The 21,456-nt window shown below is 53.0% G+C and carries 19 protein-coding genes and 1 pseudogene; 12 read left to right on the forward strand and 8 right to left on the reverse strand.

Going from position 1 to position 21,456, the window contains the following annotated elements; genetic code table 11:
- Positions 1 to 155: 155 nt before the first annotated feature.
- Genes BS640_RS00430 through BS640_RS00440 form a run of 3 tightly spaced genes read right to left on the reverse strand, consistent with a single transcriptional unit; the run spans position 156 to position 4,006 of the window.
- The gene (locus BS640_RS00430) at positions 156 to 1,466 is read right to left on the reverse strand and encodes a c-type cytochrome (RefSeq protein WP_084911554.1); all 1,311 of its coding nucleotides are present in this window, start codon (positions 1,464 to 1,466) and stop codon (positions 156 to 158) included.
- 2 nt (positions 1,467 to 1,468) lie between these two features.
- Complete coding sequence (locus BS640_RS00435) at positions 1,469 to 3,241, reverse strand: GMC family oxidoreductase (RefSeq protein ID WP_017493650.1); 1,773 nt, start codon at positions 3,239 to 3,241, stop codon at positions 1,469 to 1,471.
- Positions 3,242 to 3,286: 45 nt separating this feature from the next.
- Positions 3,287 to 4,006, reverse strand: a complete 720-nt coding sequence (locus BS640_RS00440) for a gluconate 2-dehydrogenase subunit 3 family protein (protein WP_017493651.1) — start codon at positions 4,004 to 4,006, stop codon at positions 3,287 to 3,289.
- 436 nt (positions 4,007 to 4,442) lie between these two features.
- Here BS640_RS00440 and BS640_RS00445 point away from each other — a divergent pair, with 436 nt between their 5' ends.
- Entirely contained in the window at positions 4,443 to 5,075 is a 633-nt protein-coding gene (locus tag BS640_RS00445; RefSeq protein ID WP_084911556.1) for an aspartate/glutamate racemase family protein, read from the forward strand.
- A 131-nt stretch (positions 5,076 to 5,206) separates the two neighbouring features.
- On the forward strand, positions 5,207 to 5,290 hold the full coding sequence (locus tag BS640_RS22430; RefSeq protein WP_017346848.1) for a small membrane protein YohP: 84 nt from the start codon (positions 5,207 to 5,209) through the stop codon (positions 5,288 to 5,290).
- 79 nt (positions 5,291 to 5,369) lie between these two features.
- Here the strand turns inward: BS640_RS22430 and pbpG are convergent, their stop codons facing one another.
- On the reverse strand, positions 5,370 to 6,311 hold the full coding sequence (gene pbpG / locus BS640_RS00450) for a D-alanyl-D-alanine endopeptidase (protein ID WP_165428962.1): 942 nt from the start codon (positions 6,309 to 6,311) through the stop codon (positions 5,370 to 5,372).
- A 290-nt stretch (positions 6,312 to 6,601) separates the two neighbouring features.
- On the opposite strand from pbpG, the gene BS640_RS00455 reads away from it, so the two are divergent.
- Positions 6,602 to 7,522: a LysR family transcriptional regulator gene (locus BS640_RS00455; RefSeq protein WP_084911558.1), complete on the forward strand. Its 921-nt coding sequence runs from the start codon at positions 6,602 to 6,604 to the stop codon at positions 7,520 to 7,522.
- 4 nt (positions 7,523 to 7,526) lie between these two features.
- On the opposite strand, the gene BS640_RS00460 is transcribed toward BS640_RS00455, so the two are convergent.
- The gene (locus BS640_RS00460) at positions 7,527 to 9,263 is read right to left on the reverse strand and encodes a tannase/feruloyl esterase family alpha/beta hydrolase (protein ID WP_206023975.1); all 1,737 of its coding nucleotides are present in this window, start codon (positions 9,261 to 9,263) and stop codon (positions 7,527 to 7,529) included.
- A gap of 243 nt (positions 9,264 to 9,506) precedes the next feature.
- Here BS640_RS00460 and BS640_RS00465 point away from each other — a divergent pair, with 243 nt between their 5' ends.
- The 8 genes from BS640_RS00465 (at position 9,507) to BS640_RS00500 (ending at position 17,878) form a co-directional block, all read left to right on the forward strand.
- Positions 9,507 to 10,769 carry a metal-dependent hydrolase family protein gene (locus tag BS640_RS00465; RefSeq protein WP_084911562.1) on the forward strand — a complete coding sequence of 421 codons (1,263 nt, stop codon included), beginning with the start codon at positions 9,507 to 9,509 and terminating at the stop codon, positions 10,767 to 10,769.
- A gap of 125 nt (positions 10,770 to 10,894) precedes the next feature.
- The gene (locus tag BS640_RS00470; RefSeq protein ID WP_084911564.1) at positions 10,895 to 11,590 is read left to right on the forward strand and encodes an IS6 family transposase; all 696 of its coding nucleotides are present in this window, start codon (positions 10,895 to 10,897) and stop codon (positions 11,588 to 11,590) included.
- Between the two features lie 618 nt (positions 11,591 to 12,208).
- The gene (locus tag BS640_RS00480; protein ID WP_017494154.1) at positions 12,209 to 13,231 is read left to right on the forward strand and encodes a LacI family DNA-binding transcriptional regulator; all 1,023 of its coding nucleotides are present in this window, start codon (positions 12,209 to 12,211) and stop codon (positions 13,229 to 13,231) included.
- Between the two features lie 288 nt (positions 13,232 to 13,519).
- Entirely contained in the window at positions 13,520 to 14,248 is a 729-nt protein-coding gene (locus BS640_RS00485) for a gluconate 2-dehydrogenase subunit 3 family protein (protein ID WP_017494153.1), read from the forward strand.
- Positions 14,249 to 14,263: 15 nt separating this feature from the next.
- Positions 14,264 to 16,033, forward strand: a complete 1,770-nt coding sequence (locus tag BS640_RS00490; RefSeq protein WP_017494152.1) for a GMC family oxidoreductase — start codon at positions 14,264 to 14,266, stop codon at positions 16,031 to 16,033.
- Between the two features lie 3 nt (positions 16,034 to 16,036).
- Positions 16,037 to 17,365, forward strand: coding sequence for a cytochrome c (locus tag BS640_RS00495; RefSeq protein ID WP_084911566.1), 1,329 nt, complete (start codon positions 16,037 to 16,039; stop codon positions 17,363 to 17,365).
- A gap of 53 nt (positions 17,366 to 17,418) precedes the next feature.
- Entirely contained in the window at positions 17,419 to 17,571 is a 153-nt protein-coding gene (locus BS640_RS22040; protein ID WP_017494150.1) for a VOC family protein, read from the forward strand.
- Positions 17,555 to 17,878 (forward strand): VOC family protein, encoded by a 324-nt coding sequence (locus tag BS640_RS00500; RefSeq protein WP_084911567.1) that lies wholly within the window; start codon positions 17,555 to 17,557, stop codon positions 17,876 to 17,878. Before BS640_RS22040 ends, BS640_RS00500 begins: the two co-directional genes overlap by 17 nt.
- A gap of 264 nt (positions 17,879 to 18,142) precedes the next feature.
- Here the strand turns inward: BS640_RS00500 and BS640_RS22215 are convergent.
- The 3 genes and pseudogenes from BS640_RS22215 to BS640_RS00510 all read right to left on the reverse strand — a co-directional run bounded on the left by BS640_RS22215 (position 18,143) and on the right by BS640_RS00510 (position 20,464).
- A pseudogene (locus tag BS640_RS22215) lies at positions 18,143 to 18,685 on the reverse strand (tyrosine-type recombinase/integrase).
- 191 nt (positions 18,686 to 18,876) lie between these two features.
- A complete protein-coding gene (gene panB, locus BS640_RS00505) occupies positions 18,877 to 19,671 on the reverse strand; it encodes a 3-methyl-2-oxobutanoate hydroxymethyltransferase (RefSeq protein WP_084911569.1) in 795 nt (264 codons plus the stop codon).
- A 178-nt stretch (positions 19,672 to 19,849) separates the two neighbouring features.
- Positions 19,850 to 20,464 carry a LysE family translocator gene (locus BS640_RS00510; RefSeq protein WP_084911571.1) on the reverse strand — a complete coding sequence of 205 codons (615 nt, stop codon included), beginning with the start codon at positions 20,462 to 20,464 and terminating at the stop codon, positions 19,850 to 19,852.
- 178 nt (positions 20,465 to 20,642) lie between these two features.
- Between BS640_RS00510 and BS640_RS00515 the strand changes: the two genes are divergently transcribed.
- Positions 20,643 to 21,095, forward strand: a complete 453-nt coding sequence (locus BS640_RS00515) for an Lrp/AsnC family transcriptional regulator (protein ID WP_017494426.1) — start codon at positions 20,643 to 20,645, stop codon at positions 21,093 to 21,095.
- Positions 21,096 to 21,456 lie beyond the last annotated feature (361 nt).

Here is a 21,456-nt window from a genome sequence, read left to right on the forward strand (position 1 = left end):
GCTCTGTAAATTCTCAAATGCGACAGAGATAAAAAGGTGGCGACCTTATAACCAAGTATAGCTCGGGTTAGCGAGGGTGCGAGTCGTGGAAAAGGTTTTGTTAACGCACATAAAAAAGGCTCCCAGTCGGGAGCCTTTCATGACTCTTGAAACAATTACTTGGTGGCAGGGTTATGCAGTGCTGCATCACCTGACAGCAGTTTACGCGCTGCCGCTGCCTGGTCCGCCGTAACCTCTGGTGCGCTGTTACCCCAGCTGTTGCGGACGTAGGTGCTCACGTCGGCCATCTGCTGGTCGGTCAGTTTCCAGCCAAACTCAGGCATTGCTGCGCTGGTCGGATTGCTGTCCGTTGCCGCGCCCTGCGCGCCTACCATCAGCACGTGCAGTACGTTGGTCGGTTCAGAGGCCTGCAACGCATTGTTGCCTTTCAGAGCAGGCACCATGCTGCGAACGCCTTCACCGTTGGACTGGTGACACGCCGCACAGTTGCTCAGGTAAATGTCTTTACCCCGTGCCATGACGTCCTGCGAGTTCACCAGCGTCTGGGTCTCGTCTTTGCTACCCGGCAAGCTCTTCAGGTAAACGGCCATCGCCGTCAGGTCCTGCTTGTTCATGTGTTGCAGAGAGTTGTGCACCGCTTCAGCCATTGGGCCCGCAGCCACAGTTTTGTCGTTGGCACCCGTTTTCAGGTAATCCACCAGCTCCTCATTGCTCCATGCGCCAACGCCCTGACGTTTGTTGCCGGTAATCTCAGGCGCCAGCCAGCCTTCAAGCTGAGCCCCCTGCAGATGAACGCCGAAGTCATCGGCACCCAGTAAGTTTTTAGGCGTGTGACATGAAGTACAGTGACCCAGACCTTCAACCAGATAAGCACCACGGTTCCACTCGTCAGACTGCTTAGGATCGGCCTTGAACGGAGCGGTATCCAGGAACAGCAGATTCCAGCCAAACATCATCAGACGGATGTTGTAAGGGAACGGCAGGTTGGTTTTAGGACCGTCGTAATGCACCGCCGGCACGCTATCCAGATACGCTTTCAGGTCTTTCAGGTCCTGATCGCTGACTTTGGCATAGACGTTGTAAGGCATTGCAGGATACAGGTTCTCACCGTGAATACCTTTACCGTTACGCACCGCATCCATGAACTGCTGATCGGTCCAGCCACCGATACCGGTGTCTTTGTCAGGCGTAATGTTAGTGGCATAAATAGTACCAAACGGCGTCGCCAGTCCAAGACCACCGGCGAACGGTTTACCGCCCGGCGCAGTGTGACAAGCCACACAGTCACCGGCCTGCGCCAGATATTGACCGCGTTCGATAGCCGTTTTACCGGTCATTCCGGTTGAGGCAGGAGCCTGGAAGGTGTAGGTCTGGTGCGAGTTATGCCAGGTTTTGTAACCGACAAAACCCAGGCCAACGACAGCAACTACGCCAACAACGCTAGCGATTGTCTTCTTAACGCCCATGCTTACACCCTCACCAATGGACCAGGAGATTTCAGATACTGAGTCTTGATTGCCTCAGCCGCCCAAAGGGTCAGCGCCCCCACGGTACCCGTCGGGTTGTAGCCGCCGTTGTTGGCAAATGCCGATGCGCCACAAACGAAGACGTTATGCACGTCCCAGCTTTGCAGGTAGCGGTTAACGGCACTGGTCTTAGGATCATCACCCATACATGCGCCACCGGTGGTGTGCGATGACAGGTTGTCCATCGGAGAGAACGGTGCTGCGGTAGGTTCCTGACGAACAACGGTTTTTGCGCCCATTGCGTGACCAATTTCAACAGAACGGTCAGCCATGAATTTACCTGAACGCTTGTCGTTTTCGATCCAGTCGAAGGTGACGCGCAGCAGCGGTTGGCCGTGACGGTCCTTGTATTCTGGATCCAGGTCCAGGAACACATCGCGGTGTGGATAGCTGTTGCCCATCACGTAGACCGAGTTGTAGTTCTGGTAGCTGTCTTTGGCTGCCTGCTTCCACTTCGCGCCCCACTTCGGCGTGCCTGGAGGTACGGCGCCTGACAGGGTGATCGGACGACCGTTGGTTGAGTGAACCAGCGCAACGCCACCGCCGATGAAGTCATGGTTAGTGTGGTCGAAGTTGTCGCTATTGTAGTCATCAACCGCCTGAGCCAGCGCGCCTGCACCGATAAACGGGTTCAGGTTTTCGTTCTCAAAGAACACGCCCGCGCCAGAAATAGTCTGGTAGGCATAGTTACGGCCAACAACACCTTCACCGGTTTTGTGGTCGTAAGGCTGGCCAATGCCGGACAGCAGCATCAGACGCACGTTATCGAACTGATACGCGGAGATGACGACGATATCGGCAGGCTGTTCCCACTCGACGCCGTCGCTACCAATGAAGGTAACGCCGGTTGCGGTTTTGCCGTCTGGCGCTTTATTAACGCGCAGAACTTCCGACTCGGTGATAACCGAGAAGTTAGGACGCTGCATCACGGCGGGCAGGATACAGGCATTCGGGCTGCTCTTGGACCAGTTACCGCAACCGAAGAATTCACAGTAACCGCAGTAGGTACAAGGGGCCATGTTGATGCCCAGGGTGTTGGTGTACGCGCCTGAGGTGTTACCGGCTGGAACGGCGAACGGGTGCAGGCCCATTTCGCGCGTTGCCTTGTCGAAGATCATCGACAGTTGGGTACGCTTCAGCGGCGGCAGCGGATAGTCACGGCTGCGCGGACCTTCGAAGACGTTACCGCCGTCAATTTTTTCGCCTTTGATGTTACCGGCCTTGCCTGAGGTACCGGCAAAACGTTCAAATTTGTCGTAGAACGGTTCCAGATCGTTATAGGTTACGCCCCAGTCCTGAACCTGCATGCCTTCCAGGAATTTATCTTTACCATAGCGTTCAACGGTGTTGGTATAGGTCTGGAAGTCGTTTGGCAGGAAGCGCCAGGTCATGGCGTTCCAGTGCGTACCCGCACCGCCGACGTTCATACCAAACTGATAGGTATTGAACTCACGCAGCGGCAGTGCCTGCTGAATCGGGTTATTACGGAAGGTCATGGTTTCAACGGCGGTCGGCTGCAAAATAGCGCGGCGGCTGATGAAACGCAGCTCATCGGTGTCGATAGTGGTTGGGAAATCAGTACTGGTATCGCGCCATGAACCACGTTCAATCGCTACAACGTTCAACCCTGCCTGCGTCAATTCGTTGGCCATCAACGAACCCGCCCAACCCAGGCCGACGATTACCGCATCGACCTTCTCTCTTTTTTTGCTCATAAAATTGTCTCCAGGTGAATCTTTGCCCGTTCGGTGACCGGCTTATTATGATTTTTCGTAGTTGCTAACCATGCTAACGGGGATGATGTGCAGGTCTTCACCGCGGCGGTCGATGACGTCTCGGAAGTCATACTGTGCGCCCGGGAAACCTAGCATTTTCCAGCTCGCCATATCTTTGTTACCGCCATAAATCGGATCGGCAAAGAAGCCTTCACGCATGTTTTGAATCAACTGTGCGAAGAAGAATTTGCCGTTCACACCCGCCAGGGGAATATCGCCGGTTTCGATTTTGCTCAGCAGATCGTCCTGCTGTTCGTGGGTCAGTTCACTGAAGGTTTTGCCACTGTAGTGTGCTTTAGACGCTTCATTGATTGAGGCCAGACCCGTGCGGTAACGCTCGGCTGGGGTATCTTTATACTGCGGACCAGCCTGAGGGATACCGTCCTGAATTACCGGACCTAGGCGATAAACGCTCACTGCCTGGCCGTAGTCTCCCGCCAGCTGACGGTCAAGAAACACCGCACAACCGGCTTCTTTACCACCAATACTCAGCTCATCGGCAGGAATAATGCGGTCAGCGATGGCTTCAACCGTCGCGACCTCAAGCGGGTTAAAGTACAGCCAGTCCCCTGCAACCACAGGCTTTGGAGGCCTGACGGCATGAACAACCCACGGCATTCCGCCCGAGATGATTTTGGCTTTGACCTTCAGAGCAGTACTGATTAACAGCACACCGAGAGAGGTCAGAAAATGTCTGCGTTTCACGATAGTTCTCCTGTTTACGCACATTACATGACGAGTGAGACTGGAGCCGAAAAAGGGCCCCGAAAAAATGTGAAGAAGATTATACGGAGATGTTAGATGAAAGTAATGCATTTCGTACCATTCGGTACATTTTAAAACACTTTAAAATCAAGTATTTATATAAATAGAATTATACGATCATAGTAAATAACATTTATTTACAGGCTTATTGGTTAAACATTACCCAAATCACGCATAATTAAACGGCGATTAAACGAGAGACCTTATAATTACTGCGTCATAAAACGAACCAGATAATACATCTGCTTTAAGCGGTCTTAAAGCCCTATAGAAATAGATAGCATTTAGTGGCAAAAAAACCAGTGATAGCGGGAGAAATGCTTTAACTTTGTGATAGTCATTCCATGTCATAAACGTCTATTTCAAGGGGAAGTCCGTGCGCATTCACTGCCTGCACACCGCCGAAAGCAATATTGCCGTTTTCAACGCCGCCGCCGCTCAAATTAATGTTCCCGCCGAGGTTATTACCCACCACGTCAGATCTGACTTACTCGATGCCTGCGAAAAAGCCGGTGGACTGACCGATGAAATCTGTCAGCTCACCGCTGATTATCTTTTGGCGCTCAGTCAGGATGCCGACAGCGTCGTGCTTACCTGTTCGACGCTGGGTGCTGCCGCAGAACGCGCGGCGCTGAATTCGACTGTGCCTATTCTGCGTGTCGACAAGGCGCTGGCAGAAACCGCATTAGCGCAGGGAAAAGAAATTGCGGTGCTCTACGCCGTAGAGACGACGCGAGGCCCCACGGAACACCTTTTCTCACAGCAAGAAGGCTACGCACAGGCCAACGTCCGCTTTGAATGGGTCGCCGGGGCGTGGGACATGTTTAAGGCGGGTAACGGCGCAGGCTATTTACAGCAGATAGCGGCAAGTGCTGATAAGGCCTATGAGGCGGGTGCAGACATCGTGGTATTGGCGCAGGCGTCGATGGCAGGTGCGGCAGAATTAACCCAGTTTGGCACGCCGCTGACCAGCCCGATTTGCGGACTCAGAGCCGCTGTTTCAGCCTAAAAAAGCGCCAGGGGAATACCAGAAAATAGGGGTTACCAAGGATTTTTTTCAGACAGGGGCTATACTTGAACAAAGGATATCATTGAGTTAGCGATGCTTATTCTGCGATGTACCCTACCTAAGGAGAAACGATGAAAATTATTTTATGGATTATCGCCATTATCTTTATCGTTGGTCTGCTGACCATCACTGGCGTATTTAAGCTGATCTTTTAACGCCCCCTCATCTTTTACCGCTGATAAAGCCTATCCGACACGGCGTCTTGCCGGATAGGCGCTCCTGACTCAAAAATGCCTAGTCGGTAGCCTGCTCAACCGAAGGTTCGGTGCGGCGCTGATCCTTTTCCTTACGATATACCTTGGCAATCTGCGGCACCGGCACGCTTTTTCCAGTTTCCATCCACGTACGCAGGCGCGCGGCATCAGCGAAGGCGGTGAACTTACCGAAAGCATCGAGCACCACCAGCGTGACCGGTTTACCATTGATGACCGTACGCATTGCCAGGCAGTGCCCCGCTTCATCGGTATAGCCCGTCTTGGTCACCTGAATGCTCCATTTCGGATTCATGATCAGATGGTTGGTATTTCTGAACGGCAGAGCATAAGACGGATGGCTAAACACCGCCGTCTTCTCCTGTGTGGTACTCAGTTCACCAATCAGCGGATACATGCGGGTTGCCATTAATAGACGAGTCAAGTCACGGGCGGTCGAGACGTTGTGAATAGACAGCCCCGTCGGCTCGACGTAATGGGTGTGCGTCATGCCCAGCTCTTTAGCCTTGGCGTTCATGGCGCGGATAAACGCGTCGTAGCCGCCAGGATAATGTGCAGCAAGGCTCGCAGCAGCACGGTTTTCAGAGGACATCAGCGCCAGTTGAATCATCTGGCGGCGAGTGATTTCACTGTTCAGTTTTACGCGGGAGAACACGCCGCGCATCTCGGGGGTGTTATGGATATCAACCGAGATAACCTCATCGAGCGGCTGCCTGGCGTCAAGCGTCACCATCGCCGTCATCAGTTTGGTCAGGGAGGCAATTGGCCTGACCTGATCCGGATCGCGAGAATAAATCACTTCGTGGGTCTTGAGATCGACCACCATGGCACTGCCGGAAGCAATTTGAACAAGGGGAGCGACAACCGGCTGAGACTTGCTGGCAGCCAGGGCGTCAACAGGCATCATCATGCTTGCATTCAGGGCTAAAAAGCTCAATACCAAAAGACGGATTTTCACATGCATTGCTCTGTATTTAAAAAGGTTGTCATCAATGGAGCGTCGAATACTGCTGGCGAATTATAAGGGAGGAAAATTCTCTACGCACTCGGATTTACTGCGGGGATTTGTGACAAAGTCTGTCACAACTGAATTATTGCTGCCTTGTGTGCTCTGTGCTGGGGGGTAAGTGAACACTTTCATCGCGGCTTATCAATAAGAAAAAGCACTGCCCCTGAAGGTCAGGGTAGATTGACCGCTCAAATCATCTTGCTCATAGTAGCCATCATGTTTGCACAATAAAAAGAACAGTGAATATGGCTCTTTCCCCCCTTCCTCCCTTGCATACTCTGATTGCCTTCGAGGCCACGGTGCGACTCGGCAGTTTTACGCGTGCCGGTGAAGAACTCAATCTGACACAAAGTGCCGTCAGTCGGCAGATTGCCACGCTGGAGCAGTCGCTTGGCCGCACGCTGATCCTGCGGAATCACAATGGGCTGACGCTCACCACCGCCGGGGAACGCTACCTGCATCGTGTACGCTATTTGCTCGAAGAATGCGCCGATGCCACCGCCAAAGTGATGCGTCACGCCGGGGAGAACGAAATCAACCTGGCCTGCTCGTCGGGCATTGCCCAGTTCTGGGTCCCCCAGCGGCTTGCCGCCTTCCGTAAAGCCTACCCCGATATACGTTTCAATCTCATTATGCGTGACGGCATCACCACGCTATCCGGGTTTGAATTTGACGTGGGCATGTATTACCTCAAACAGAGCAATATCATTCACTTTGATACTATCCGTCTGTTCGACGAGGAGATGTTTCCGGTCTGCTCACCGGAATATTTGGCAGGGCGCAACGGGTTTACGCCGCAGGAGCTGCTAAGCGAAACGCTGCTGGTGCTGGAGGACGCACAGCGTCAGTGGATTGGCTGGCCAGAATGGCTGGAGCTGAACGGCCTGCCGCCAATAAACCTGAGTAACACGCTGCGCATCAACCACTATCCGCCGCTTATCGAACTGGCGATTCAAGAAGCGGGCATTGCGCTGGCGTGGAAGCGTATCATCGACCGCCCGCTCAGGCAGGGAAGTCTGGTGCGCGCCTGCGCTGCCTCAGCGCATCAGGGCGGAGGATTTTACCTGATTACGCCGCAGCACCGTCACGAAAATCGCGCCACCCGCCTGTTCAAACGCTGGCTACTGGAATATGAAGGACTCAGCGGACAAGGACTGATTTCCTGACCCTTTAGTTCATGAATTGATAAGGTTTAAACAGGTTATCTCCCAACCACGGATAGCTGGCAGGAACAACCGCCAGACGCTTGCGCTCATAGCTGGTCGCCTGACGGTCATCGCCTTTCCCGCGATAAACGGCATAGTCCGGATAAGGAAAGACCGGACGCGATGGCGCATCTTCGGCGATATAATCGAGCTTCATGTCGCCTTGCAGCGGCTTAGAGGCAATTTTATTTTTCTGTTCCACCGTCGCCTGATAGCTCACCACGCCGTCGGGCACCTTGCCCTGCTCCACCCACCCAAGCATCGGCGTCAGGAAATCGACCAGGCTCGGCCCTTCTCCGGTCGAACAATGATAGACCCCGGGCAGCATATACAGCCGCTCAAACTTATCGCGGGTCACCGTGCCCATGGTCTGCGCCAGCGCCTGATGGTAGGCCAGCGTGTTGAGCGGCGAAATACTGGGATCGGCCCAGCCGTGCCAAAGAATCAGCTTGCCACCTGCGGCATAAAATGAACGCAAATCAGGATTACTGGCGTCATAGAGCGGATGCAGCCTGGTCAGTTCGACCAGCGTTTGCTGGGTAAACTTCAAATCCTTGAGGCTGTAGCTGACGGGCGGATTTTTTTCAAAATTCAGGTATTTCAGGGTCGAAAGCGCCACGCTCTGACTGTAGTTAAGATCCCCGGTCTTTTTGGGAACAAACAGCCCGGCCCAAGCCAGTTCTGAACCGGGCAAAGGCCCGCCAACGGTCAACCGCTGTCCGGTAACGGCATCACGCGGGCCGCCGTAGATTTTACGCAAGGTGCTGATTTGCATTTCCGACAGGCAGTCCTGCCCGGCAATATTATCCGCACTCAGGTCTGCACAGCTCAGCACCGACGGGTCAAAATGGCAATTTTGTGGATCGGAAATCAGCCCGTCTTTTTGGCCATCCTGGGCGTCGCACTGTGCCAGCACTGCCTTATGAATCATCGGCAATTGTCGGGCGGTGATGATAGCGTTGCCGCTGGCGTCCGTGTTGGACATCGCATTCCAACCGTGGTCCAGCGCCTTATGGGTCTGGAAAACGGTCACCGGCGCACCGGCAATGATGCCGTTAAAATCGGTTGGATAACGCTGTGCCTCGCCGAGCGCCTCGCGCCCGCCGTCCGAGCAGCCGCTGAAATAGTTATAGGTGGGCCCACGCCCATAATAGGCACTGATGAGCTTCTTGGTGGCCACGGCGGTCAGATGCACGCTTCGGAAGGCAAAGTCGCGCCTCTTCTGCGGATTATTGCCAAAGTTCGCCTCGCCGGCAGCGTGGCCCATGTCGGTAGCAGCAATCACAAATCCGCTGTTGTTAAGCGGAGTACAGCCTGCTGCGCCGTCTAGCTGGAGCAGCACGCGCCCGCATAATCCGCCGCAGCCGACCTGAAGATAACGCTGGGTCCAGCTGTTGATCGGCAGCAGTACGGTGAAATTGACAGTCGGCTTGAGCAGGCCTTTCACCTCGCAAAACACATCGCCTTTTACCACTTCACGCACCGACATCACCTTGCTGCCGGGTCCACCGATTGCGGAGAGATCGACGTCCGCTAAATCGGCACAGTCGGTTACCGGTTGTACCACGCCCAATGTTGCCGCACGCGCAACCGAGGGATGCAGGCAGACGCCCACAATCAGCAACGGCAATAACAGGATGAAAAAAATCTTCCAGCGGGGCAAAGTCTGCGTGGCGATATCCAATACTCGTCTCTCGGTCAAGTAACGTTCATCCTTAATTTATAACAGTAAAATCTCCGGCATCATAATATCGCTATCGTATCAATCATTCTGAACCGCACGCCATTCCTCCCACGCATGCCGGCATGCGACTTTTTCATTTCATTATTGCAGACAGATGACAGATGCTGCCAAAGCCTGCTCAGAGAATAAACACTCAGGCGTGAAGAACTCAACATCACCGAATAATCAAATAATTACCTATAATTCCAAGACGGGAGCACTATGCCTGCGACATCCTCAAACAACGCCATCCTGTTCATCAATGCCAATCTGGTTGATGGTAATTCGGCCGAGCCATTAAAAAATCACCAGCTGTTAATTCGCCACGGCCGTATCGACGCCGTTTCCGCCACGCCCATTGACGCAGCGGACGCAATCGTTGTCGATCTGGCGGGCAAGACGCTGATGCCAGGACTTATCGACTGCCACGTTCACGTCGTTGCCAGCAGCGCCAACCTCGGCGCCAACGCCCTCTTACCGGACTCGCTGGTCGCCGCCCGCGCATCAAAACTGATGAATGAAATGCTGATGCGCGGCTTCACCACCGTGCGCGACGTTGGCGGTGCCGACTACGGTTTAAAGCAGGCACAGGAAGAGGGGCTGATTAACGGCCCGCGCCTGATTGTCTGCGGCAAGGCGCTGTCGCAAACCGGTGGCCATACCGACTATCGTGGCCGCTATGACCAGCGCAATGTCGATTTCTATGCCCAAAAGCTGGGTACGCTGGGTCGCGTATGTAACGGTATCGATGAAGTGCGCCGCGCCGTGCGTGAGGAAATCAAAGGCGGTGCCGAGTTTATCAAGGTGATGGCCAACGGTGGCGTCTCTTCGCCGAGCGATCCGATTGAGTTTTTGAGTTTCTCGGTCTCTGAGCTTGAAGCCATCGTTGAAGAAGCAAGCAACGCCAAAACCTACGTTAGCGCACACCTTTATACCGATGAAGCGATTCGTCGCGCGGTTGACGCCGGTGTACGCTCGCTCGAGCACTGTAACCTGATCACTCCAGAAACCGCCGCCCACGCCGCCGCAAAAGGCGCGATGGCCTGCCCTACGCTGGTGACCTTCGAAATGCTAAAACTCGAAGGCGCGCAGTACGGCCTGCAGCCGGACTCCATCGCTAAGATTGACGACGTCAGGCTTTCGGGTCTCGACAGCCTGAAAATCATGTATGAAGCGGGCTTACCGATGGCTTACGGCAGTGACCTGCTGGGTGACATGCATACCCATCAATCCGGTGAGTTTGAAATTCGCGCGCGCGTCTTGCCGACGCAGGAGGTTATTCGCAGCGCCACCGGCATCGCGGCACAGCTGCTGCGGATGGAAGGTGAAGTGGGCTGCCTGAGCGTAGGCGCTAGCGCCGACATGATCGTCGTTGACGGCTGCCCGTTAAGCGATATCAGCCTGCTGAGTGGTCAGGGAAAACACCTGCCGCTGATTATTCGCCAGGGTGAAATCGTGAAAAACAGTGGCATCATTGCGCGGTAATCCGCGGCTTTAAAGCCCTGCTCGTTTGTGCATTGGCGCGGCATCATCCGCGCTGTCAGGCTGGGTTCTGTCGCATTAAGACGTCGTCAGGTAACATGCTGTTTTTTTTACGATGTTGCCTGACCATGTCCCTGATCCGAAAATCTTTCCAACGCCTGCATTATCCCCCCGATGTTATCGCCCAGTGTGTTCGCTGGTATCTGGCGTATTCCCTGAGCCTCCGTAATCTGGAAGAGATGATGGCCGAGCGCGGCATTATTGTTGATCATTCGACGCTTCACCGTTGGGTCATCCGCCTGGTGCCCCTGTTGGATAAGGTGTTCCGACGGTATAAACGCCCGGTGGGTCGACGCTGGCGAATGGACGAAACCTACATCAGAGTCAGAGGGCAGTGGAAATACCTGTACCGGGCCGTCGATACCGCAGGGCAGACCATCGATTTCCTGCTGACCGCCAGGCGGGATGCCGGCGCAGCACTGCGCTTCTTTCGTAAGGCTATTCGCCACCACGGTGGGCCAGAAAGGGTAACCATTGATAAAAGTAGCGCCAATACGGCAGCGTTGGCCACACTCAATGCCGACAAACCCGATGAAGAAAGCATCACGATCAGGCAGAACAAATATTTGAACAACCTTGTGGAGCAGGATCACCGGAACATCAAACGACGAACGCGACCCATGCTGGGATTCAAATCATTCCGGCGGGCACAGACCATACTTGCGGGTATTGAGCTGGTAAACATGATCCGTAAAGGACAGCTTCATCATCAAGCTGGCGAAGGATTGTCGTCTGCAGAACAATTTTATCTGCTGGCAGCCTGAAAAAACAGGTAGCGCAGATTTCATCATCTTCACTACGTTAACGCGACAGAACCCTTTTAGCAGGGACCAGCCGCATAGCGACGGCAGCAACCATACTCCAGAATCCTCCCAGCACTATGCAAGGGAGGTGCGAATGAGCATCGCAAGTCACTGAATTATCCAAGATAAAATCTCAATTGATACCGTTGTTCTTCGCCTCGGCTATGCCTCACAGGCAGCGTTTAGCAGAGCTTTTAAGTGCATCAATGGATATCCGCTAGGCGCTATGCGTCAGCGACCCGCGATAGGCGTTAATACAGTCAATGAGTGAATGTTATCTTTATCATTTGCGGGAGTCGCTGTAGGAGGCCGCACTCAACGAATTGCAATTTCCTTAATTTCCGCTTCTGACCGGCTTCTCATCAACTGCTCTGTTTCTTAGTCGTTATTATAATTTTTGCACCCGAGTGCAAAAATCGTTTGCACTCGGGTGCAAAAATTAACATAATCCCAACATTGCTTTTGTATGGACTTTTTTTATCGTACTTAACTGCGGGAATGTGCAATGAGAGGAGTTTCTTTTCGTCGACTTTTAACGTTCAATATCAGATCTGTATCTCTGACACTAAAATCAGGCTAATGACGAAAGAAACCAAAGCGCCAAAACCTTCGAAAGCCACGGCCAGCGATGTCGCCGAACTGGCGGGCGTGTCGAAATGGACGGTGTCGCGGGCGTTTACTCCCGGCGCATCAGTCTCCGACAAAGCACAAAAAAAAGTGCTGGCGGCCGCGGAAATACTCGGTTATCGCCCTAACCTGTTGGCACGCAGTCTGACCAAGAAAAGCACACACATCATTGGCGTTGCCATTGATGAGCTGAAAAACCCGCATTCGATGATGGTTCTCGATACGGTAACAAAAGCATTACAAACTCGCGGTTATATGACGTTGCTGCTCAACATCACCGAGGGCGAAAATTATCAGGCCGTGATTACGATGGCCGATCAGCTTCAGGTTGATGGCATTTTGTTTTTAGGTAACGTGCTGACCACCCAGCTTTACGATGTCGCTCACGCCATGCATCACATCCCGTTGGTGCAGGTTTGTCGTAACAGTGAGGAGCACCGCGGTGTCGATATTGTGAATATTGATGGTTATCAAGCCGGTCGCGAGATCGCAGAGCTGTTTCTCGCGCAGGGTTATCAGCGGTTTGGCTACATGAAAGGACCGGATGTCGGCTCTAACCACCTGCTGCGTATGGAAGGGTTTCGTGACGGGCTGGAGGCAAAAGGCGCGACGCTGAATGTCATGATGGTCGCCGGGCATTATGATCGCAACGCAGCGTATCAACAGATCACCGGGTACTGGCAGGCAACGCCCCGCGGAGAGCGTATTGAAGCGATGTTTTGTGAGAACGATATTCTGGCCATTGGCGTGCTCGAAGCGCTGATTGCGCGGGATCAGCGGCACAGTATGGGCGTCATCGGCTTTGACGATATTGACGAGGCCAGTTCACCGGTCTGGCAGCTGACATCGTACCGTCAGCCAAGGGAAAAACTGATCGCCGAAGCGCTGAACCGGCTGATTGATGATAATCCGGATCCCGATGGCGACTGGCGTCATGGGGAACTGATTATCAGGCAGTCACACCTGAAGAGGTAACAGAACGAACGTTGTTTCGGATCAGGATACTAAAATCTGACCGGAACAGTGATAGCAATAAAACATAATTGTGCATTTGAACTATTTATTCATTCTTAAAATAAAATACCGGGGAAACACTTCTCAGGGTTTCCTTCCTTAATATTTATCCTCTGGTGATAAATCATCAGCTTAATCATGTTTTTTAACAGGATCGGTTTTCTGTTGCCGCTCCGCAGGGATCTGCTTGCCTGAAATAAGCGGTTATAAAACAGTTAATAAAATGTCGTGCTATTGAAGGATATATTCATGAACCGAAGAGAAGCGCTCTTTTCACTGAGTTCACTGGTCGCCACCCTAACCGTGGTACCCAAACTGAGTGCGAAAGAAATGCACAATGTCCCGCTGGAAACACAGCTGACAAAAGATGTGTTGCCCGTCCCTGCCCTGCAAGGCGGCTATCAAGTATTAACCAACGAGACTGACCGCAAAAATCTGGCGGCTATTTTTGACCGGCTGATCCCCGCCGACGATCACGGTCCTTCTGCCAGTGAAGAAGGCTGCATAGAATTCATCGACAGCCAGCTCGCAAGCGACTACGGTGCAGGATCCGCGCTGTATCTGGTCGGCCCGCTGCGTCCGGAGAATGAAGAGAAACTGATGGGCAGTCCGCAATTTCTTTCCTCTCCGCGTGAGCGCTATATGACCGGACTGAAAGCCCTCGAAGCCTGGTCGCAGACTCACCACCACGCCTCCTTTTTTAGCCTCAATGCTGATCAGATCGATGCATTTCTGACTGATATGGAAGCCGGGAAAATTAATCTCGGTGCGGATGTCAATAGTCAGGCATTTTTTGAATTAATGCTGCAAAACGTTCGTGAAGGTTATTTATCCGACCCGCTCTATGGCGGAAATAAAACCATGGCCGGATGGAAAATGATTGGCTTCCCTGGCGCCCGTTATGACTACCGTCAATATATTGACCGTCGCGGTGAAGATTTAAAATTAATTCCCGTCAGCCTGATCCCGAACGATTAATTGCGGAGCAACAAGATGCCAGAAATAAGAAATAAAACCGACGTAGTGATCGTCGGATTAGGCTGGGCGGGTTCCGTCATGGCAGAAGAACTGACCCGCGCCGGACTGAACGTTGTTGCCATTGAACGCGGTGCATGGCGCGATACGTCCACGGATTTCCCGGTGGCAGTCGATCCGGATGAATTGCGCTGGCACACCCGTCGTCAGATCCTGCAGCCGATGAGTGTGGAAACCACCACTTTCCGTAACAACAGTAGTCAGGACGCCGCACCGGTGCGTAACTGGTCTGCCTTTCAGTATGGCTGGAATGTCGGCGGGGCCGGTACGCACTGGGCCGGAATGTCATGGCGCTTCCTGCCATGGGATTTCCAGGCGGCGAGCCAGACGCGTGAACGCTACGGCGCAGAGAAGCTCAAAGGCTTACAGGTGCAAGACTGGGGCATTACTTACGACGAAATGCAGCCGTATTACGATCGTTTTGAGCGCATCGCGGGTACTTCGGGTATCGCCGGAAACCTAAACGGTCAGCCGCAGAAAGGCGGCAATATTTTCGAAGGACCGCGTTCGCGCGATTACCCGACGCCGCCGTTAAAAGACACGCACTGGATGCGTAAATACCGCGAGACCACGAAAAAAATGGGCTATCACCCGTTCACTATCCCTGCCGGTAATATCTCGCAGGCGTACGTCAATCCGCTTGGCGTTACCATGGGGCCTTGCACCTATTGTGGTTTCTGTGATTTCCACGGTTGTGGCAACTTCTCCAAATCTTCACCGCAGGCCTGTATTTTGCCCGCACTGATGCGGCGCCCGAACTTTTCCGTGCTGACCGATACCGAAGTTTTACAGGTGGTCAAACACGACGATGGCAAGACCGCTAAAGGCGTACGTTTCATCACCAAAGAAGGCGTTGAAGGTTTCCAGCCTGCGGACGTGGTGTGCATCACCGCTTACCAGATGGATAACGTGCGCATGATGCTGCTCTCGAAAATCGGTGAACCATACGACCCGAAAACAGGCCACGGCACGGTCGGACGCAACTATAGCTATCAGACCTGCGCGACCGTCACTGGCTTCTTTGACGGCGAACGGATGAACCCGTTTATCGGCGGCGGCGCGCTGGCGGTGCAGATTGACGACTTCAACGGCGATAACTTTGATCACAGCAATCTCGATTTCATCGGCGGTGCCGGGATCATGGGATTCTCCACCGATGGCCGTCCTATCCAGCATATGGATGCGCTGCGTCCGGGCACGAAACGCTGGGGCAGTGAGTGGAAAGCCGGATACGCGCGCGATTACCAGACCGCAGCCACCATTTTCTGTCAGGGCACCTCTATGCCGGTACGTGAAGCCTATCTCGATCTGGATCCGGTTTATAAAGACCGTCACGGACAGCCGTTGTTACGCCTCACCTTCGACTGGAATAAAAACGACGTCAACATGTCGAGATATATCATTGATCATGCAAAAAAAATCATGCTGGAAACCGGGGGTAAATACGTCACGTCCGAAAACCAGACCGATAAAAGCTGGAACCCGTATCAGCAGGACAGCTCGCACACTATCGGTGGCGCAGTGATGGGCGCGGATCCGACCACGTCAGCGTTGAATACCTATCTGCAAAGCTGGGATGTGCATAACGTCTTTGTGGTCGGCGCTTCCGCCTTCCCTAACAATGGCGGTTACAACCCGACGATCACTGTTGGCGCATTGGCAATTCGTGCCGCTCAGGCGATCCACCAGACTTACATCAAAAATCCGGCTCCTCTGGTGAAGGCATAAATCATGAGTACAAAAAAGAAAATTGCTTACAGCGTGGCGGCGCTGGCCGTTGTCGCTGGGATCGTCGCCTTTGGTCATCTGTGGGAAGTCATGGACAGCTCACGATCTCAGGTCGCGGATGACACGACCCGGCTGGCGGATTTCCACAGCACCGACAGCGCTGCGATTAAACGCGGCGAATACGCCATGCGTCTCGGTGACTGCGCGGCCTGCCACGAATCGAGCTTTGCGGGCGGGTACAAAATCAGTACGCCTTTCGGCGAGTTGCAGACGTCGAACATTACGCCAGATCGCGAAACCGGTATCGGCAACATGACTGAGCGCGACTTCTTCAACGCTGTTCGTCAGGGGCGCGGCGACCACGGCTTCCTCTATCCGGCAATGCCTTACACTGCCTATGCGAAGATGAGCGATGCCGATATGCACGATCTCTGGGCGTACATGTCCACGATGAAACCGGTGAAACATAAGGTGGATGAAAACGGCGGCATGTCGTTCCCTTATAACATCCGTTTTGCCATGCTCGGCTGGAATTTTCTGTTCTTCGATAACAGCGGTTTCACACCAGACACGGCCAAAACCGCCGCAAACGCCAATATGGACATGATTAACCGAGGCAAATACATCGTCGATGGCCCGGCGCACTGCAGCGTCTGCCATACCGCACGTAACGTGCTGGGTGGTGAAGTCAGCGGCGGTTATTTACAGGGCGGTAGCCTCGGTGCGTGGTATGCGCCGGATATCTCGCAGGATCCACATACCGGCATAGGTGACTGGAGCAGCGACGACATTGCGCAATACCTGAAAACCGGCTCCGACGGAAAAAGTGTTGCGGCAGGTCCGATGGCTGAAGCGGTCGAGCATTCCACGCAGTATTTCAGCGACAGAGATGCACAGGCCGTCGCGGCGTATCTCAAAATGCTGCCGTCCTCCAGAAAACCGGCACCGCAGGCATTTGCCATGGACGCCGCTAGCAAAGAACATGGCGCGCTGACGTATGAAGTGAACTGCTCGGCCTGTCACGGCGTGAAAGGCGAAGGCATCACCGGCATGGTGCCTGCTTTTGCGGGGAATAACGCCATGCAAAACGATCCGACCAACATGATCAATGCCATGCTGAATGGTGCCCGCGCGCCGCATACCGAAGAACGCCAGACTGCGGCCGGAATGCCGTCATTTGCGTGGAAAATGAATGATCGGCAGATAGCGGAAATCCTCACTTATGTGCGTAATAGCTGGGGGAATCAGGGAAGTGAGGTGACGGCAGATCAGGTCAGCCATATGCGAAAACTGACCGGCGCGGCGGATAAACTCAGTACAACGTCGAAGTAATGAACATATCAGGGGCGGCATGATGCTCGCTCCTGATTAATCAGGAGAACATCATGATTATCAGAGGAATTGGACATACTGGTGTGACAGTCTCAAGCCTGACGGAAGCAGAACAATTTTTCATTGATACGCTGGATGCCACCGTGTTGTACCGCATCGTGCCCCCGGCAAAGCAGAGCGGAAAAATAGATGCACGCGCTGAATGATTTCTCCGAAGAGCTGAATCTGACCGACCTAGCTATGCTGCGACTGGGAAACGGCTGTAATCTTGAGTTATTCGAAACCCGTCCCGTCACGGAAAACGGCGAGACCAATATCAGTCAGTACGGTATCAGCCATTTCTCGGTGTATATGGACGATATCCGTCAGGCAGGCGAAAGTTTACAGCAACACGTTGCCTTGATGTTTGCAGGGCCAACCGACTGTTTTGCGCAGGAAGAAGGTATAGGTAATCAGACCTGGTTCTGCCGTACGCCGTTTGGCCTGCTGATTGAACTGATCACTCGGCGCTGAATTATGACGAAGTCGCCACTGAGAAACGCTGGTTGCTCGAGCCTCGTGAAAAGAGAGACGTTGGCTGACTCCCCGCGGTTAATACCGGCGAATAATTCGCCACCTCATCCTGATGCCAACCTAACATTTTCGATTAATCCCCAAGTCGCTGCCGGGTCTGTTTTCCTGGATCATATCAGGCTTACCTACTCCCAATTGATTAACAAACCGTGGTGTTGGCCATATCCGCTTCTGGTACAGGGCTGCTGTTGCAGCCCTGACAACTTAGACTTCAATCGACACAGAGATCTCTAACGTATCATCGACTTCAATGCCGAGATAACGCACTGTCTTTCCAGTTTCTTATGGCCTAATAGAAGTTAGATCACCCGGAGATGCTTGGTCTTCTTGTATATCAGGAAAGGTTTTGTTCTTCTCATAAAACGTGTGCTGTACAGTGAATCTTCGAGACCAAGCTTTGCTATCCACCCATGAAAAATACAATGTATTGCTGGGTTGAAATGTGTTGGCAAGAATCGACCCGAGATTGGAACAAGTAGTCTTTACTGTGCAGATTGCCTCGCATTATTAGCGCTGGAACTGCTTCTCTTGTCCCTTTGGTTATCTCAAATTGGACGGAACTACCGGTTTTCTGCTGTAACACCGTTGCTCTGCTCGAAACAGAACTGCCATATGCAACATCTGATACTTTAAGTTTTACCAGATCGCAGCCCCGAAGTTTACTGTCTAAAGCCATGTTGAACAGCGCTAGATCGCGCGTTTGCCTTCTAGTTCAAGTCTGATTCTAATCCCCCAGATAGGAGATATCTAAAGCGGTCTTTTTTGTCCGATGATACGGGCTTTGTTTCACGGTGCCGTTTTCATGCTCAAACCTCCTGCAATGTAGGAGATTTAAGTATGATTGTCCCTCATGAGCTATCTGCGGACATTACTTTTTGGATGAGTTGGTTTAGCAGCGTTAAAAAAACCACTAACAATAAGCGGCTTTTTAATATAAATCATTCAGAGTAGCACTGTTCCAGTGCCGGGAAGCTACCGCCTTTGACAGCGGCAATGTAGCTTTTAACCGCGCCCTGGATGTTTTCCTCTCCCCTCATGAAATTTTTCACGAATTTTGGTGCCTTGCCGGTGATGCTCAGGCCAAGCATATCGTGAAGAACCAGTACCTGCCCGTCGGTGCCGGGGCCGATGCCGATGACCGGTATTGAAACCGCCTCGCTTAGCGCTTTTCCGAGCGAAACCGGTACTGCCTCGACCAGAACCATCACCGCACCCGCCTGCTCAAACTTTTTCGCGGTTTCGATCAACGCTTCTGCTTGCTTGCTGTCACGACCCTGAACCTTAAATCCACCAAAGACGTTAACCGACTGCGGAGTGAGTCCAATGTGAGCACACACAGGTATGCCGTTGCGCGTCAGTTGATGCACCGTGTCACACAACCACTCCCCGCCCTCAATCTTGACCATCTGAGCACCCGCCTGCATCAGTTGCGCCGAGTTGTGCAGGGCTTGCTCTGGTGAGGAACAGGTCATGAAAGAAAGGTCGGCGATGATGAAGCCACCGTTGTTTCCGCGCTTTACACAGGTCGTGTGATAAACCATATCTTCCAGTCTGACCGGCAGGGTGCTGTCATGGCCCTGCAAAATCATTCCTAACGTATCGCCGATGAGGAGCATCTCAACACCCGCCGTGCTCAGCTCGTGGGCAAACGTGGCGTCGTAGCAGGTAAGCATGGTGATCTTTTCACCGCGCTGCTTGAGGTTTTTCAGGTATGTCAGAGTGATTGATGGCATGGTGTTCTCTGCTAACTCGTTGCATTAATAAAGGTGGTTGCGGGTGCGATAATACTGACTTTCGTAACGCTTAATTGTATTTCTCGATTTGCCAAATGCCTTCGAGCCCCGGCGTGCAGCAGCGCAGGTAGGGTACCTATTGCATGATATGTTGTTAATTATCCTGAATGGCCGCGCTTCAGAGAAACTGTTCTGCCAACAACAGAGCCGCAATAATAATCATCAGGCTGCCCGAAATCCGGCTGACATTCTGCGCCGCGCGTGGGCGCGTCCGAAGCACTGTGCCGGAGCCATAGCCCACAAGCAGGTAGACCACGCCGCAACTAATCATATGTACCAGCCCCAGCGCTATCATCTGCAGCGAAAGCGGCCAGGCGGCGTGGACGTCGGTGAACTGTGGCAGCAGAGCCAGAAACAGCAGAAAGACCTTTGGATTAAGCCCGCTGATGCAAAAGCCCTTGAGCGCCCACTTCAGTCGCGAGCCGCTATCGTCACTCTGCCCCGCCGCCGGTGCGGGCGGGTGGCGGAGCATGCCTATGCCGATCCAGAGCAGATAGCCAGCCCCAGCTACGGTCAGGACGGTCAACACGCCCGGCACTCCCGTAATGACCGAGCCGACTCCCGCTGCCACTATGAGTGTTGCAACAAGATGGCCGCTCAGCATACCGGCAACTGCTGGTACAACACGGCGTCCCTTGATGCCAGCTGAAATGGCGTAAGCCCAGTCAGCACCCGGTGTGATAACAAAAAGCGTGGAAACAGCCCAGAACGCGGCGAACATGCTCAATGACATGCGCCGTTATCCTTATTGACCCGACCTCTGACCTGCCCTTTATAAACGTCTGATACCTGCATATAGAGAAACCTTTACCTGAATATTTGCTTATAATTAAAGAAAGAATATCGCTTTTTATGCGGGATATGCTTTCATATTTAACTCAAAAATGTAAATAATCGGGAGGTTTTAATTAATGGATAGGGCAGACTGCAATATTATTGCTGAGCTTCAGCAGGACGGGAGGATTTCGCTCACTGACTTGGCAGAACGGGTTGGGATCAGCCTGTCATCCTGCCAGCGTCGTGTCAGAGCGCTTGAACAGGAAGGCGTGATCAGCGGCTACCGGGCGAATCTCGATCCGTCCCGATTCGGACTGAACTTTTCAGCCTTAGTCTTCGTTACCCTGCGCGAGGGAGATCGACAGACGGTCAGCGCCTTTGAGGCGACAGTAAAAGAGATACCGCAAATTATCCAGGCGCAGCGACTGTTTGGCGATCCGGATTATCTGCTTCACGTTATCACCCGGGACCTTCATGCTTTTCAGCAGTTGTATGATGAAAAACTCTCCGGTATGTCAGGCGTGCAGCGACTTACCTCAACGCTGGTTATGAAAACGGTCGTGAAAGATCGCGCGCTGCCTATCTGAGGCGTTGCAGGACGTCAGATTCGATATCTTTAAAACGTTTTTTAGCGCGGAGAAACCGTTGTGCTGAGGATCTGTACAAAAGTCGAACTTCCGCTTCTGGCACACAGCAGACAAGCACGTGACGCTGAAGGTCTGCTGAGAGCGATGTATAGACTTTCATACCTGTTGAATTTGATGATAACGGGGAGATCCCAACTATCGAGTCAATCCTAAAAGCTAGGCCGCTAGCACGCCTTCTTACCTCATTTCTCCTCCAACTGTACACTTTGGTTATTTTATCCAGTGTCAGTAATCTTGACCTGCTCCCCGTTGATTAATACACCGTGATGTTAGTGACCCTGACCCCGAATATGATCCAGTC

It is taken from the genome of Rouxiella badensis (assembly GCF_002093665.1).
GTDB lineage: Bacteria > Pseudomonadota > Gammaproteobacteria > Enterobacterales > Enterobacteriaceae > Rouxiella > Rouxiella badensis.